The organism is Hydrogenophaga sp. (genome assembly GCF_018780075.1).
In the GTDB taxonomy this organism is placed as follows: domain Bacteria; phylum Pseudomonadota; class Gammaproteobacteria; order Burkholderiales; family Burkholderiaceae_C; genus Hydrogenophaga.
Genome location: NZ_JADMKB010000118.1, coordinates 1 through 13,276, shown reverse-complemented (window position 1 = coordinate 13,276; position 13,276 = coordinate 1). Strand labels below are relative to the sequence as shown.

Here is a 13,276-nt window from a genome sequence, read left to right as displayed (position 1 = left end):
GCCGACGACGAGCGCCGCTACCAGACCGTGTTCGCGCGCGTGCCCGGCGCGGTGGCCGCGCCGACCGCCGCGCTGCATTTTGACGAGAGCGTATTGACGGCTCTGGAAGCGCGTGGCGTGCAGCGCGCGAACGTGACGCTGCACGTGGGCGCCGGCACCTTCGCGCCCATGAAGACCGAGCGCATCGAAGAGCACGTGATGCACCACGAGCGCTACGCGATCCCGCCACAAACCATCCAGGCCATTGCCGACTGCCGCGCGCGCGACGGGCGTGTGGTGGCGGTGGGCACGACCACGGTGCGCACGCTGGAGAGCTGGGCGCGCAGCGGCGAGACACAGGGCGACACCAACATCTTCATCACACCGGGTTTTCAGTTCCGCGTGATCGACGTGCTGGTCACCAACTTCCACCTGCCCAAGAGCACGCTGATGATGCTGGTCAGCGCCTTCGCCGGGTACGAGCCCGTGATGGCGCTCTACCACCACGCGGTCGAACAGGGCTACCGCTTCTTCAGCTACGGGGATGCGATGCTGCTGGAGCGGTCAGCCCAGATCAAGTAGGACCCGGCCTGCCTCCACCTTCACCGGCCAGACCTTGATGGCCTCGGTGCAGGGCGCGAACGTTGGGGCACCACTGCGCAGATCGAAGCGTCCCTGGTGGAACGGGCATTCGATCTCGTGGCCTTCCACAAAGCCGTCGCACAGCTTGGCATGGCCGTGGGTACAGATGTTGTCGGTGGCGAAGACCTCGCCGTCCACGGAGAACAGCGCAATGTCGCGCCCACCCGGCGCCACCGGGATGCCTGCGCCTTCAAACAGATCGGCCTCGGCGGCCACGTCGGTCCAGTTGCTCATGAGTGCCGCCCTGTTCAGATGGGGTAGATGATGGAGTTGGGGATCATTTCGCTGTCGTAGATGCAGTGCCGTTGCGCGAACCTGAACCCATCGGGCGTATTGACCACGATGTCCAGATAACGGCCCACGTTGAACACGCTGCTCGCGCCGTCCAGCTTGGTCCGGAACACCGCGTAGTTGGCCTCGCAGTGCCAGCGGTCTTGTTCGTCGATCTTCCGAACGACGGGCGCACCGACCACGTGGCGCTGGTAGTACGGATCGTGGAACAGCGTCTCTTGGATGCCGTAGACGCGGTCGCGCAGCATGGCCTGGCTGTCGAAGGCCAGGGTGGAGAGCGGAAAGCCCCGCTCGTGGTTCTCGCGCGGCTGCAGCTTGTACACGCCGTCGGTGGTGAAGAAGTCCGGCCACAGTTCCCACTGGCCGCTGTCCACGGCCGAGGCGTAGTCGCTGTAGAGCTGCTGCAGCGCTTGCCAGGTGTCGAAGTCCACCTTGATCAGTGCGCTCATGGCTGAACCTCCGGTGAACTCTCCCGCCGGGCCGCCCCAAGGGAGGGTTGCGCCCCCTCGGGGGGCAGAGAGCCACACGCAGTGGGTAAACGTGGGGGCTCATCACGTTCCATGACTTTCCGCCAGTACTCGTACATCCCGCGGATCAGCGTCTCGGTCACCATGTGGTCCGTCTCGCCCACTTCGCGCCCACCCAGTTCGGCCAGTGTGCGGTGCTGCGGCTTGCTCTCGAAGGCCTGCTGCGAGAACTCGATCACCTCGCCGTCGTCGGCGCTCACGAAGCCGGCCGGGCCGAACAGGTTGGCCTGGCGCAGGCGGCGCTCGGTCATCTCGGCGGTGTCGTCCTCGAAGCCGAAGTGTGTCCACACGAAGTCGAAGGCACCATGCCCGTCGGGCTGGATGTGGCGCGTGCTCACGCTGTTGACCTGCTGCTGGAAGATCACACTGGGGAACAGGGTCGTCATCACCGCCGTGGGAACTTGAACCCCCACGCTCGGCACTTCGTGTCCTTCGCTGCCCCCCGAGGGGGCGCCCGGCGCCTTGGGGCGGCCCGGCGGCACCGGTTCTTGTTCCCCCATCTGCCACCAGGCCTCGGGCACGATGTCCAGGAATCGCGGGTCTTCGAGCTGCATGCTCTCCTTGAAGCTGGACACCTGCGTCACCTGCGCGGCCTGGCCGCTGGCCTGTCCCATGCTGCCACGGGTGGAGACCATGGCGGCGTGGCGGTGGTGCGCGTCCATGCGCAGTTCGCTCTTGTTGTCGGCGCGCCAGAGCCCGAAGGTGACGAACCAGGTGTGCAGCAGGCCGGGGTGGTACGGGTCCTTGATGTTCTCCTGCATCAGCTTCCAGTTGCCCGGGATGCGCTGGCGGTTGTAGCCCAGGATGGTGAGCTTTCGGCCGTTGAACAGGCGGTCGAAGTAGCGCAGGATGGTCGGGCCCATGTAGTCTTCGAGCGACTCGACCTCGTGGTCGAAGGACGCGAACACCACGCCTCCGCGCACCGCCACCTTCAGCTTGGTCAGCGCGTGGTCCTTGGGGTTGAAGTCCGCCGGCATGCCGCCGTTGATTTTTCCGTCCTGCCGCACGCCGCGCCGGAACGGCACACCCTGCAGGTCGCCGTTGGCCGCGTAGCTCCACTGGTGGTAGGGGCAGACGAACTCGGTCTGGTTGCCGTGGCGTTTGCGGCAGAAGCGCATGCCACGGTGCGCGCAGACGTTCTCCACCACGTGGATCTGGCCGTCGGCCGCGCGGGTCATGATGATCGAGCGCTCGCCGACCACGGTGCGCTTGAAGTCACCCGCGTTCGGGATCTCGGCCTCCAGGCCCACATAGCACCAGTGGCTTTTGTAAAAGAAGCGATCGAGCTCGCGCTGGTGGCGCTGTTCATCGGTGTAGACGGCAAAGGGAATGCGGCTGGTGCCGCCGCCTTCCCAGTGCAGCACGTCCGGCTGGGCTTCGGTGGTCATGTTGTCTCCGGTTCTGGGGATGTCGCGCCGATGATGGCGAAGCCGCCACCATCCGGCAATGGAATCCGGGTGATACGCGGTATTCACCAGTGAAATAATGGTCACCATGGAACTGGCCCAACTGGATCTCAACCTGCTCGTGGTGTTTCAGCAGCTGCTGCGCGAACGGCGCGTCTCGCGCGTGGCCGTCACGCTGGGCCTGAGCCAGCCGGCGGTGAGCAACGCGCTGCGCCGCCTGCGCGGCCTGCTGGACGACGAACTGTTCCTGCGCACGCCCGCCGGCATGGAGCCCACGCCCTATGCCCAGCAGCTCGCCGGACCGGTGGCGCAGGCGCTGGACACGCTGCGCGACGCGCTCAACGTGCGCGCCTCGTTCGACCCGTCCACCAGCTCGCGCTGCTTCAGCCTGGCCATGACCGACGTGGGCGAGACATACTTCCTGCCGGTGCTGATGGACGCCTTGTCGCAGCAGGCGCCGGGGGTCACGCTGCGTTGCGTGCCCGTGGCCGACGCCACCTTGCGCGACGACATGGCGGCCGGCCGGGTAGACCTGGCCCTGGGCTCGCTGCCCCAGCTGCAGGCGGGGTTTTTCCAGCAGACGCTGTTTCGCCAGCGCTACGTGGCGCTGATGCGCGAAGGCCACCCGCTCGCCGCGCGCGGCACCGTCACGGCCGCGGCCTACCGCCAGGCCGCCCATGTGCGCGTGGTCTCCACCGGCACCGGCCACGGCCAGGTGGAGGCCGCGCTGGACCGGCTGGGCATCGCGCGCAGCGTCCAGCTCACCCTGCCCCACTACGTGGCGCTCGGCCATGTGCTGGGCAGCACCGACCTGCTCGCCACCGTGCCGGAACGCTTCGCCGAGCGGGCCTGCGCGCCGTTCGGCCTGGTCGCCCGCCCGCTCACGCTCAAGCTGCCCGGCAGCACCATCGCCCAGCTCTGGCACGCCCACCTGCACCGCGACCCCGGCCACCAGTGGCTGCGCGGCCTGGTGGTGCGGAGCTTTGGCACGGCGGACGCCGCCGCCACCGGCACCCCCGGCGGGTAGCGCGGACCCCGCGCGGCGACGGGTCACACCGCGTCACAAAAAGGAAGACCTGCATCGGCTGGTGTCAAAACAACACCAACCTGGTAACCCGTCACCTTTCACCCCCGAATTTGAGGCTTCGGGGCAACGACCCCGGGCCCAACGCCAGGGCGCCACGGGCACAATGGCGCCTGTCCTCAACCTCCGCCGAGAGTGCCTCTGTGATTGAAATGCTGTTCCGCCTGGGTGTCGCGCTGCTGCTGTCTTTGAGCCTGGCGCTGTTGCTGGCCTGGGGTTGGGACCGCTCGGACGCCGTGCCCCCCCAGGAGCCCGCCCCCACCAGCCAACCCAGCAGCCAACCGCCCCCCCTGCACTGACCCCGGGCCGTCAGGCCACTGCCTAGAATCGGGCGATGCCGTCGCCCCGTGTCCTTCCCACCCGTCTGATCCCTCGCCTCGCTGCGCTCGGCCTGCTGCTGGGCGGCGCCTGGGCAGCTCAGGCCCACGCTGCCGGCGCGTCGGCCTACGCCACCCGGGGCGAATGTGCCGGTTACCCGCGCGTGGCGCTGACCGCGCCCAAAGGCTGGTGCGTGGGCCTGGTGGCCGACGCGCGCGACGGTCTGCTGATGCCGCGGCGCCTGCTTGAGGTGTCGCCGGGGCGCTTCTGGATCACCGACATGGGCTCCTGGGACGCGCACCGGGGCCGCCTGCTGGAACTCAACACCGCCGGCCAACCCGGCGACAAGGGCCGCGTGCGCGTGCTGGCCAAGGGCCTGGACCGGCCGCACGGCCTGGTCCGGGGGCCCGACGGGCGCATCTACATCGCCGAAGCCGGCACCATCTGGCGCACGCCACTGGCCAGCGTCGAACGCGAAGACGTGCTGCGCGACCTGCCCAGCGACGGCGCGCACCCGCTCAAGGAACTGGTGTTCGGGCGGCGGGGGCGGTTTTTCCTGAACATGGGATCGGCCACCGACGCCTGCCGCGACGAACAGCAGCAGCAAGCCATGCCTTGCCCCGAAGCCACCGGCCCGCGCCCGCGTGCCGCCGTGTACGAGGTGCACCTGGGCGGCCCCGATTTCAAGCTGCAGGTGTTCCGCCCGTTCTCGCTGGGCCTGCGCAATTCGCTGGGCCTGGCGCTGACGCAGGACACCACCAACGGCGCCGAACGCCTCTGGCAGGCCGAAAACTCGGTGGACTACATCGACAACCAGCGGCCCGCCGAAGAGCTCAACGAACTGCGCCGAGGCACCCACCACGGCTGGCCCTACTGCGTCAGCGACGACGCCGGCCGCGGGGTGCCCGCGCGCGGCTACGAATCGCGCGCCCGCTGCGACACCCCCGACCACCAGGCCCCGTACGACGCCTGGCCGGCCCATGCGGCGCCGCTGCAGCTGCTGGCGGTGCCCCCCGTCGCGGCGGGCCAGCCGGCGCTGCCCTGGAGCGGCCGGCTGCTCGCGGTCTGGCACGGCCACCGGGCACCGGGGCACCGCATCGTGGCCTGGCGGCTCGGCCCGGACGGCCGCCCCGTCGGCGAGCGCGAGAACATCGTCTCGGGCTGGCTCGCCATGCCCGGGCTGCGCCCGCTGGGCAACCCCGCCGGCATCACGCTCGACAGCCAGGGCCGGCTCTGGGTGGTCGAAGACCGCAACCGCACGGTGCTGGTGGTGGCCCCCGACAGCGCGCCCGCCGCCGCCCCGTAAGCCGGGGGGCGTGGCGTGCGGGCCACCGCGCGTCTCAAGTTGCGACGGAGGTGGCGCACCTTGACAAGGATCAATCCAGCGCGGGAACGGGCTGATAGCCTGAGGTCATTCCCTCAAAAACCACCGGAGTTCCCCATGAAACGCAGCCTGCTTTCACTGTCCCTCGTTCTCCTGACCGCGCCCGCCTGGGCCGCCCCCGCCGATGACGAGGCCGCCCTCAAACTCGCCACCGGCAGCGGTTGCATGGCCTGCCACCACATCGAGCCGGGCGCCAAAGGCCCCAACGGCCTGCCGCCCATCGGCCCGGCCTGGCGCGACGTGTCGGCCAAATACAAGAGCGTGAAGGGCGCGCAGCAGCAGCTGACCGCCACCGTGCTCGCCGGCTCCAGCCCCTATGAGAGCCACTGGAAAGACAAGGTGAGCGGCCTGGCGATGCCGCCGAACAAGGTGGCCATCTCGTCGGCCGACGCGGCCAAGCTGGTGTCCTGGATCCTGGCGCTGGACGTCAAGAAGTAAAAGAAGAAGGCGCGGGCGTCAGCCGCCCGCGCCCTGCGCCGTCTCCATGGCCAGGCACAGGTCCGCCCAGGCCTTGGCCTTGTCGGCCGGGGTGCGCAGCAGGTAGGCCGGGTGGTAGGTGACGATGACCGGCACGCCCTCGTAGCGGTGCACGCGCCCGCGCAGGCGGCCGATGGGCTCGTCGGTGCGCAGCAGCGACTGCACCGCGAAACGCCCCATGGCGACGATGATCTTCGGCCGCACCAGCGCGACCTGCCGCGCCAGGTACGGTTCGCACTGCGCCACCTCGGCCGGCTGCGGGTTGCGGTTGGCCGGCGGGCGGCACTTGAGCACGTTGGCGATGTAGGCGCCCTGGGCGCCCTCGCCCGTGCGGCCGCGGCCCACGGCGCGCAGCATGTTGTCGAGCAGCTGGCCGGCCGCGCCCACGAAGGGCTCGCCCTGCAGGTCCTCGTTTTCGCCGGGGGCTTCGCCCACGATCATCCAGTCGGCCTGCCGGTCGCCCACGCCGAACACGGTGTTGCGCCGGCTCTTGCACAGGCCGCAGGCCTCGCAGCCGGCGACGCTGGCCTGCAGCGTGGCCCAGTCCATGGCGGCGACGTCGGCCGGGCGCTGGCGCTCGACTGTTGCCACCACGGGTGCGGCGGCGGGCGCGGGCACCACCGCCGGTGCAACGGGTGCTCGCACCGGCGCTGCAACAACGGCCACCGGCGGGCGAGCGGGTACTGGCGGCGCAGCCTCCACCGCGGCAACCGCAGGGGCCTGGACCTCGGCCTCCGGTGCCACAGCCCGGGGCGCCCAGACCCTGACGCCCATCTCGGCCAGCATGGCGCGCTGGCGCGCGTCGAGCAGGGGCACGAAGGAGGTGGCGGTCGGGTCGTCGTCGGTGGGGGTGTTCATGTCGGTCATCGGGGTTCTCCTGCGCCACCGGCGACCAGGTTCAGGCTCATCACCACCGCGTCTTCGCGCTGCAGTTGCCCCGCGGGGTAGTAGGCACGGCGCAGGCCGACCTGCTGGAAACCGTAGCGCTGGTACAGCGACCGGGCCGGCGCGTTGCTGGCACGCACCTCCAGCCACAGCCACTGCGCCCGCTGGCCGCGCGACCACAGCGCGAGAGCATCCAGCATGAAGCGTGCCCAGCCCTGGCGCTGCTGCGACGGCGCGACGGTGATGTTGAGCAGGTGCACCTCGTCCACGCCGGGCATGGCCACCAGGTAGCCCAGCAGCACGCGACCGTCAGCGCGCCGCGGGTGCGGCGTCTCGCCGGGCAGCGCCTCGCCGAGCAGCAACACCGCCGGGTACCCCGAGGCCAGCGAGTCGGCGAAGTGCCGGCGCGACCAGGGGTGGGTGTAGGCCAGTTTTTCGACCTCGTGCACCGCGTCCAGATCGGCCTCGGTCATGGGCTCGAAGGCCACACGGCGCTGGGGGTGGGCGTCGGGCGCGGCCGGCCAGTCGCGCACGGCGTCACCGGGCATCACACCCGCAGCGGAAGCGTTGGTTTGAGGCTGCACCATGGCTTGCGTTTCAGGCACCTTGCGGCGCGGGCCGCTGGGCGGCCTGCTCCAGCCGCAGCCGTTCGCGCTCGGCGGTGGTCCGTGCGACCTGGTCGCGCACGTACAGCGGCAGGGCGTCCTGCGCGGCCACGGCCTGCCCCGCCGCCAGCAGCGCCGGCGCGAGCGCGAGCAGGGCCTCCGCCGTGGGCAGCGCACGCTCGCGCGGCCCGGACACATCCGCCAGCCCGGCGGCGTAGGGTTCAAACACATTGCCCGCCAGCAGGCAGTCGCCCGCCTCCAGGGTCTGCCCCGCCGGCAGGCTCTGGCGCAGGTGCGCGCCGAGCAGGGCGGGCGCGCACAGGCGCGGCGGCTGCAGCGGCGTGGTCTGCAAGCCCTGCGGGCCGCAGGCGTAGAGCGCCACGTACAGCTCGTCCATGCGGGCATCGAGCAGGGCCGCGATCACGGCGGGCAGCGGCCGGCCGGCCATCACGCGTTGTGCGCGCGCCGCTTCGGCCAAGGCCAGCAAGGTGTCCACCGGCAGCACCGGCAGACCGCCCGCGCCGTACGCCAGCCCCTGGGCCACCGCGCAGGCGGTGCGCAGGCCGGTGAACGACCCCGGGCCGCGACCGAACACGATCGCGTCCAGGCTGTGCAAGGCCCAGCCAGCCTGGGCCAGCAGGGACTGCACCGTGGGCAGCAGCGTGGCCGAGGACTGCGCCGCGCCCGGCCCGCTGTACCGCCAGACCGGCTCGCCCGGCGCGCCGCTGCCCAGCGCCACCGAGAGGATGTCGGTGCTGGAGTCGATGGAGAGCAGGCGCGGTGAAGAAGGCATGAGGGGCATTATCGGCGAGGGTCCGCGCCCATAATCGCGGCTCCATGACCTGCCTTCCCCCCTTGCGCTTCGCTGCGATCGCCTTGTTCACCGCCCTCTCACTGCCCTTGCACGCGCAGGACAGCGACCTGAGCGCGGGCGAACTGCGGCTGGCCCCCGAGGTCGGTCTGACGGTGCCGTCGGCCGCGCCCGTGGTCGCCCTCCCCCGCCCGGTCGCGCCGCCCGAGGTCCGGGCGCAGGGGAACACCAGCCTGCCGGGCAGCGTGCTCGCGGCCTTGCAGCGGGCGCAGGTGCCGGCCAGCGCCCTGTCGGCGCTGGTGCTCCCGGTCTCCGGCGAGGGGCCCGAGCGCATCCGCCACCGCGCCGAGGTGCCGATCAACCCGGCTTCGGTGATGAAACTGGTGACCACCTACGCGGCCATGGACCTGCTGGGGCCCGACTTCACCTGGTCCACGCGCTTTGCCACCGACGGCGTGGTCGACAAGGGCACGCTGCGCGGCAACCTCTACATCCAGGGCGGCGGCGACCCCAAGCTGGTGCTCGAACGCATCCAGGCGGCCTTTCAGTCGCTGCAGGACAAAGGGGTCGTGGTGGTGCTGGGCGACATGGTGCTCGACAGCAGCGCCTTCGAAATCACGCCGCGCGACCCCGGCGCCTTCGACGGCGAGGCCCTGCGCCCCTACAACGCCAGCCCCGACGCGCTGCTGGTCAATTTCAAGTCGGTGGTGCTCAGGTTCATGCCCGACCCGGCGGCCGGCGTGGCCCGCGTGGTGAGCGAACCGCCCATGGCCGGCCTGGCCATCGACGCCACGCTGCCGCTCTCGCGCGGCGGCTGCGGCGACTGGCGCGGCGCCATCGCCGCGCGGTTTGACGACGTGAACGCGATCCGCTTCGAAGGCCGCTACCCACTGAGCTGCGGCGACAAGGAGTGGCCGGTGGCTTACCAGGACCCGGCCAGCTACGCCGCGCGCGCGCTCGAAGGCCTGTGGCGCAACAGCGGCGGCGCGCTCACCGGCAAGGTGCGCACCGGCGCCACGCCGGCTCGCGCGCGCTTGCTGCACGAGGCCCGCTCGCTGCCGCTCTCAGAGATCATCGCGGACGTCAACCAGTGGAGCAACAACGTGATGGCCCAGCAGGTGTTTCTCACGCTGGGGCAGCTGGCGCCGGCCCGGGTCGATTCGATGACCGTGCCGCGCGGGCGCCTCACACTGGTGCGGCCCGGCCGCCTGGAGCGCTCGCGCGAGATCCTGGGCCGCTGGTGGAAAAACACCTTCGGCATCCGCCACGCCACACCGGTGATGGAGAACGGCTCGGGCCTGTCGCGGGTCGAGCGCATCACGCCCGACGCCCTGGGCGCGCTGCTGCGCCACGCGGCGCGCCACCCGCAGGGCGAGAAATTCGTGCAGTCGCTCTCGGTGGCGGGCGTCAAGGGCACGGCCGCGCGCATCGGGCGCTCACCCGACAGCCTGGTGCACGGCAACGCCTGGCTGAAAACCGGCACGCTGCGCGATGTGACCGGCATCGCCGGTTATGTGAACGCGGGCCACGGCGCGCGCTACGCGGTGGTGGGCTTCATCAACCACCCCAACGCGGTGGCGGCCCGCCCGGCGCTGGACGCGCTGGTGGAGTGGACGGCGAATCTACCTGACTGACCCCCCGCAGCGCTTCGCGCTACCCCCCGAGGGGGCGGCACTGGCCGTCCGGCGGAGCCGGCCCGGCGGTGCCCTGGGATTGACCCTTTCATGCGTTGCGTGTGGCGCTCCGGCGCCATGAAAGACCGAGACGGGCTCGCCGTCGGGCATTCGCTGTCAGGCCAGGAGCAGCCAGAGAGACAGTGCCGCTGCGCCGCACGCCCCCAGCACCCAGAACCCCCGGTGCCTCTGATGCTGCTTTTCCAGCATGGCGCGGGCCCTGCGGCGGTTCATCGCTTCGTCCAGCACATCTTCGTCACACGCCTCGGCCTGCATGGTGCAGTAGTACTGGTGGCGCGTGGTTTCGTTGATGGCAAAGTCATCGTCGGTGGCGCTTCGGACGGTGAGGGCGGAGGTTTTCACGGTGGGCTCGACGGTGGGCAGACGGGGTTCGGGCCAGCGTCCCGGTGGTCCGGACGCTCGACGGTGTCTCCTGCTCCATCGGCACCGGCGGGCGCTTCTTGAACTCATTTTTGCGGCGCGCGCTGCGCCGGATTCACCCGCCGGGTCAGGCCGCGGCGCGCTGCAGCCGATCGCGCACGCCGTCCCACTCCGCGCCTTCGGGCGGCGTTTCCACCCAGATCAGCTTCACGCCGGTGGCGTCCAGCTCGCGCAGCACCGCAAACAGCGCCTGCGCGGCGGCCGCGGCGTCGTCCGGCATGCGGCGCTGCGGCACGCTGCGGGCGGCGCGCAGCGTGCCGCGCGCGTAGACCGCGATGTGTTTCGCGTCGGCGCCCAGCACGTCGAGCGCCGCCTGCAGTTGCTGCGCGGGCATGAGCCGCAGTCGGGCGCGCGGCGCGTAGTGCGATTCGAGCGTGCCCGACGCGCGCGGCGCGGCCTCGTCGCGCTCGCGCACCGGCTCACCGCAAGCGGCTTCGATCTGCGCGGGCGTGATCGCGCCCGGGCGCAGCAGCACGGGCGATCCCCGCGAACAATCGACGATGGTGGACTCGATGCCCACCGGGCAAGGCCCCCCATCGAGGATGAGCAGCGCGTCGTCGGGCAGGGCCGCGAACTCCTCGGCCACGTGCGCGGCGGTGGTCGGGCTCACGCGCCCGAAGCGGTTGGCGCTGGGCGCGGCCACGCCGTGCACGCCGTGCGCCCGCGCCGCGACCAGCAGCGCCTGCGCCGCCGGGTGCGAGGGGCAGCGCAGCCCCACGGAATCCTGCCCGCCGGCCGCCACCGCCGCCACCTCGGGCCGGCGCGGCAGGATCAGCGTGAGCGGGCCGGGCCAGAAGGCCTGCATGAGCGCGACCGCGAAGTCGGGCGCCTCGCGCGCGAACGGCGCCACGGCGGCGCGCCAGCCGTCGGCCGCAGCGGGCGGCAGGTGCACGATCAGCGGGTGGTCGCTCGGCCGGCCCTTGGCTTCAAAGATGCGCTGCACGGCGCTGGCGTTGCCCGCGTCGGCCGCCAGGCCGTAGACCGTTTCGGTCGGCATGCCCACCAGCGCGCCGGCGGCGAGGCGCTGGGCGGCGGCTTCGATGGCCGCCGGGTCGCTGGCGTTCAGGATCAGGGGCATGACAAAGGATCAGGCGAGCGGGGGAAGACCGAGCAGCACCAACACCTTGGCAGCCGTCTCGCGCACCTGCGCCACCGAGCCACCGGTGATGTTCAGGTGACCCATCTTGCGGCCCGGGCGGGCGCTGAGCTTGCCGTAGAGATGCAGGTGGGTGCCGGGCAGCGCCAGCACCTGCGCCCAGGGCGGCGACACCGGCTGCTCGCTGGCCTGCGGGCGCACGCCGTTGGCGTTGAACCAGAGGTCGCCCAGCAGGTTGACCATGATGGCCGGGCTGTGCTGGCGCGGGGTGGGCAACGGCAGGCCGGCGAGCGCGCGCACCTGGGCCTCGAACTGCGACATGTCGCAGGCGTTCTGCGTGTAGTGGCCGCTGTTGTGCGGGCGCGGCGCCATCTCGTTGACGATGAGGTCGCTGCCGCCCGCCCCGTTGTCCACCACGAAGTACTCGACGCACAACACGCCGATGTAGTTCAGGTGGTTCGCGATCGCGACCGTGCTGGCCTGCGCGCGCGCGGCCAGATCGGCCGGCACGGCGCCCTCATGCACCTCGGTGATCGCGAGGATGCCGTCGTGGTGGGTGTTGGCCTGGACCGGAAAACTCACCACCTGGCCGTCGGCACCGCGCGCCACCAGCACCGAACACTCGCTCTGCAGCGGCATCAGCTTTTCCAGCACACAGGGCACGCGGCCCAGCTGCTCCCAGGCGGCGGCGAGTTCTTCACGCGTCTTGACTCGGATCTGGCCCTTGCCGTCGTAGCCCAGGCGCGCGGTCTTCACGATGCCAGGCAACAGATCGGCCGGCACCGCCGCCAGCAGCTCGGGCGTCTCGATGGCGGCGTAGGGTGCGGGGTAGACGCCGCTGATCGGGCCGCAGGCCACGAAGTGCGCCTTCTCCTGGATGCGGTCCTGCGCGACGGCCACGCAGGCCGACGAGGGCGCGACCGGGCGGTGCGCGCCCAGCGTGAGCAGCGCGGGCGCCGGCACGTTCTCGAACTCGGTGGTGATCGCGTCGCAGCGCTGCATCAGCTGCGCCAGACCCTGCTCGTCGTCGTAGGGCGTGTCGATGTGGTAGTGGCTGATCAGGCCGGCCGGGCTGGCGGGATCGGGGTCCAGCACCGCCGTGAAATAGCCCATGGCCTGCGCGGCCTGCACGAACATGCGGCCGAGCTGGCCGCCGCCCATGACACCCAGCGTCATCTGCTGGCCACGGTCGGAGAGGGCGCCGGGCAGGAGGGGTTTGAGGCTCATGGGGGTCAGGTCGGCAAGGTCATGTTGCGGGCAGCTTCCGTCTGCGCGGCGCGGAAGGCTTCCAGCTGTTCGCGCAGGACCGGGTTCTCGTTCGCCAGCATCGCCACGGCAAACAGCGCCGCGTTCGCCGCACCGGCCTGACCGATCGCAAACGTCGCGACCGGCACGCCCTTGGGCATCTGCACGATGCTGTGCAACGAATCGACGCCGGACAGCGCCTTGGACTGCACCGGCACGCCCAGCACCGGCACCACGGTCTTGGCGGCGATCATGCCCGGCAGGTGGGCGGCACCGCCGGCACCCGCGATGATGGCCTTCAGCCCCCGGCCCACGGCGGCTTCCGCGTAGGCAAACATGTCGTCGGGCATGCGGTGCGCCGAGACCACGCGCGCCTCGTGCGTTATGCCGAAGTCTTTGAGGATCTGCACGG

The 13,276-nt window shown here is 71.1% G+C and carries 16 protein-coding genes; 6 read left to right on the top strand and 10 right to left on the bottom strand.

Annotated features, from left to right (window positions below; genetic code table 11):
- Nucleotides 1–561, top strand: a 561-nt coding sequence (locus tag IV088_RS19575; RefSeq protein ID WP_291105548.1) for an S-adenosylmethionine:tRNA ribosyltransferase-isomerase, incomplete at its 5' end; no start/stop codon positions are given.
- Here IV088_RS19575 and IV088_RS19570 read toward each other — a convergent pair.
- Genes IV088_RS19570 through IV088_RS19560 form a run of 3 tightly spaced genes read right to left on the bottom strand, consistent with a single transcriptional unit; the run spans nt 544 to nt 2,827 of the window.
- Nucleotides 544–855 (bottom strand): non-heme iron oxygenase ferredoxin subunit, encoded by a 312-nt coding sequence (locus IV088_RS19570; RefSeq protein WP_291105547.1) that lies wholly within the window; start codon nt 853–855, stop codon nt 544–546. The genes IV088_RS19575 and IV088_RS19570 overlap by 18 nt on opposite strands.
- Nucleotides 856–869: 14 nt before the next feature.
- The gene (locus IV088_RS19565) at nt 870–1,361 is read right to left on the bottom strand and encodes an aromatic-ring-hydroxylating dioxygenase subunit beta (RefSeq protein ID WP_291105546.1); all 492 of its coding nucleotides are present in this window, start codon (nt 1,359–1,361) and stop codon (nt 870–872) included.
- Nucleotides 1,358–2,827 (bottom strand): aromatic ring-hydroxylating dioxygenase subunit alpha, encoded by a 1,470-nt coding sequence (locus IV088_RS19560; protein WP_291105545.1) that lies wholly within the window; start codon nt 2,825–2,827, stop codon nt 1,358–1,360. Before IV088_RS19560 ends, IV088_RS19565 begins: the two co-directional genes overlap by 4 nt.
- 106 nt (nt 2,828–2,933) lie before the next feature.
- Here IV088_RS19560 and IV088_RS19555 point away from each other — a divergent pair, with 106 nt between their 5' ends.
- The 4 genes from IV088_RS19555 to IV088_RS19540 all read left to right on the top strand — a co-directional run bounded on the left by IV088_RS19555 (nt 2,934) and on the right by IV088_RS19540 (nt 6,069).
- Nucleotides 2,934–3,872: a LysR family transcriptional regulator gene (locus IV088_RS19555; protein ID WP_291105544.1), complete on the top strand. Its 939-nt coding sequence runs from the start codon at nt 2,934–2,936 to the stop codon at nt 3,870–3,872.
- A 200-nt stretch (nt 3,873–4,072) separates the two neighbouring features.
- Entirely contained in the window at nt 4,073–4,228 is a 156-nt protein-coding gene (locus IV088_RS19550; protein WP_291105543.1) for a hypothetical protein, read from the top strand.
- 35 nt (nt 4,229–4,263) lie between these two features.
- Nucleotides 4,264–5,553, top strand: coding sequence for a sorbosone dehydrogenase family protein (locus IV088_RS19545; protein ID WP_291105541.1), 1,290 nt, complete (start codon nt 4,264–4,266; stop codon nt 5,551–5,553).
- A 135-nt stretch (nt 5,554–5,688) separates the two neighbouring features.
- A complete protein-coding gene (locus tag IV088_RS19540) occupies nt 5,689–6,069 on the top strand; it encodes a c-type cytochrome (protein WP_291105540.1) in 381 nt (126 codons plus the stop codon).
- Between the two features lie 18 nt (nt 6,070–6,087).
- Here IV088_RS19540 and IV088_RS19535 read toward each other — a convergent pair whose 3' ends face one another.
- From IV088_RS19535 to tsaB, 3 genes are all read right to left on the bottom strand, one after another.
- Complete coding sequence (locus tag IV088_RS19535) at nt 6,088–6,975, bottom strand: uracil-DNA glycosylase (RefSeq protein ID WP_291105539.1); 888 nt, start codon at nt 6,973–6,975, stop codon at nt 6,088–6,090.
- Nucleotides 6,972–7,466 carry a ribosomal protein S18-alanine N-acetyltransferase gene (gene rimI, locus IV088_RS19530; RefSeq protein WP_291105551.1) on the bottom strand — a complete coding sequence of 165 codons (495 nt, stop codon included), beginning with the start codon at nt 7,464–7,466 and terminating at the stop codon, nt 6,972–6,974. The genes IV088_RS19535 and rimI overlap by 4 nt, the downstream gene beginning before the upstream one ends.
- A gap of 124 nt (nt 7,467–7,590) precedes the next feature.
- Entirely contained in the window at nt 7,591–8,391 is an 801-nt protein-coding gene (gene tsaB, locus IV088_RS19525; RefSeq protein WP_291105538.1) for a tRNA (adenosine(37)-N6)-threonylcarbamoyltransferase complex dimerization subunit type 1 TsaB, read from the bottom strand.
- A 44-nt stretch (nt 8,392–8,435) separates the two neighbouring features.
- Between tsaB and dacB the strand changes: the two genes are divergently transcribed.
- Nucleotides 8,436–10,043 (top strand): D-alanyl-D-alanine carboxypeptidase/D-alanyl-D-alanine-endopeptidase, encoded by a 1,608-nt coding sequence (gene dacB, locus IV088_RS19520; protein ID WP_291105537.1) that lies wholly within the window; start codon nt 8,436–8,438, stop codon nt 10,041–10,043.
- 156 nt (nt 10,044–10,199) lie between these two features.
- Here the strand turns inward: dacB and IV088_RS19515 are convergent, their stop codons facing one another.
- The 4 genes from IV088_RS19515 to purE all read right to left on the bottom strand — a co-directional run bounded on the left by IV088_RS19515 (nt 10,200) and on the right by purE (nt 13,274).
- Nucleotides 10,200–10,445, bottom strand: a complete 246-nt coding sequence (locus tag IV088_RS19515; protein ID WP_291105536.1) for a hypothetical protein — start codon at nt 10,443–10,445, stop codon at nt 10,200–10,202.
- 145 nt (nt 10,446–10,590) lie between these two features.
- Nucleotides 10,591–11,595, bottom strand: a complete 1,005-nt coding sequence (locus tag IV088_RS19510; protein ID WP_291105550.1) for an L-threonylcarbamoyladenylate synthase — start codon at nt 11,593–11,595, stop codon at nt 10,591–10,593.
- A 15-nt stretch (nt 11,596–11,610) separates the two neighbouring features.
- Nucleotides 11,611–12,846, bottom strand: a complete 1,236-nt coding sequence (locus IV088_RS19505) for a 5-(carboxyamino)imidazole ribonucleotide synthase (protein WP_291105534.1) — start codon at nt 12,844–12,846, stop codon at nt 11,611–11,613.
- A gap of 5 nt (nt 12,847–12,851) precedes the next feature.
- Nucleotides 12,852–13,274 (bottom strand): 5-(carboxyamino)imidazole ribonucleotide mutase, encoded by a 423-nt coding sequence (gene purE / locus IV088_RS19500; RefSeq protein WP_291105532.1) that lies wholly within the window; start codon nt 13,272–13,274, stop codon nt 12,852–12,854.
- Between the last annotated feature and the right edge of the window lie 2 nt (nt 13,275–13,276).